The organism is Nocardiopsis sp. TNDT3 (genome assembly GCF_003427465.1).
Lineage (GTDB): Bacteria > Actinomycetota > Actinomycetes > Streptosporangiales > Streptosporangiaceae > Nocardiopsis > Nocardiopsis dassonvillei.
Window position 1 is genome coordinate 1 of sequence record NZ_QPFC01000286.1, and the last position, 1,163, is coordinate 1,163.

General features: G+C 77.7%; 1 protein-coding gene. It reads right to left on the reverse strand.

Translation table 11 applies throughout. The features are described from left to right. Nucleotides 1-60 precede the first annotated feature (60 nt). Complete coding sequence (locus DQW06_RS07765; RefSeq protein WP_041552246.1) at nucleotides 61-1,098, reverse strand: N-acetylmuramic acid 6-phosphate etherase; 1,038 nt, start codon at nucleotides 1,096-1,098, stop codon at nucleotides 61-63. Between the last annotated feature and the right edge of the window lie 65 nt (nucleotides 1,099-1,163).

Genomic DNA, 1,163 nt, shown 5'->3' on the forward strand with positions numbered 1-1,163 from the left:
GACTCAACTCGTGCGGGCCCGGCCCGCGCGGGACAGCGGCCGTCCCGACCGCCCCGCCGCCTACTCCGGGGCGACCCGGCCCGGCAGGCCCAACCCGGCCAGCGCGGGGCGGACCCGGCCCCGGGCCTCGCCCAGGGCCCGGGCCGCCGTGTCCGCGTCCACGTCGGCCAACAGCGACACCAGCGCGACGCGGGTGTCGCCCCCGGCCGCGTTCAGCGCCCGCGCGCACACCCGCTCGTCCAACCCGGTGGCCTGCGTCAGGATGGTCACCACGCGGCCGCGCAGCTTGCCGTTGGTGGCGTCCACACCCACCATCAGGTTCGAGTACGTCCGCCCCATCCGCACCATCACCGCGGTGGAGAACGCGTTCAACGCCAGCTTCTGCGCCGTGCCCGCCTTCATCCGGGTGGACCCGGCGATCACCTCCGCGCCGGTGGCCATGCCCACGTGCACGTCCGCCTCCCGCGCCAGCGGCGCCTGCGGGTTCGCGCTGATCAGCACCGTCGCGGCCGAGCGCTCCCGGGCCGCCTCCAGCGCCCCGCCCACGTACGGGGTGCGCCCGCTGGCGGCCAGGCCCACGGCCAGCGACCCCGGGACGATCCCGGCGGCGTCGGCCCGGCCCGACTCCCAGTCGTCCTCGATCCCCTCCACGGCCCGCGCCAGGGCCTCCCCGCCGCCCGCGTGGTGGGCCACCACCCACGAGGCGGGCACGCCGTAGGTCGGCGGCAGTTCGGCGGCGTCCTGGGCCGCGATCCGCCCCGAGGTGCCCGCGCCGAAGTAGTGGATGGCCGCCCCGCTCTCCAGGGCGGCCACCCCCAGCTCCACGGCCCGCGCCAGTTCCGGCAGGACCGCGCCCACCGCGCCGGGGACCGTGACGTCCTCGGCGTTGATCTGTCGCAGCACGTCCAGCGCCGGGAGCAGGTCGATGTCGTGGGTACCGGAGTTGCGGGCCTCCGTGGGCGCGCGCACGATCACGGCCGCACCGCCCCCGTTCTCCCCGGAGGGCAGCGGGGCGCCGGCCTCCCGAGGGGCGTCCCCGCCTTCCGGCCGGGTTCCGCGCCCGTCGTCGTGCACAGCGCTCTCCTGTTCGGTCCGCACCGGTGCCGTTCCTTTCCCTCGTTCGACCGTCCCGCCTCCGCCGTCGGCCGGAGCCGGGCGGCGGC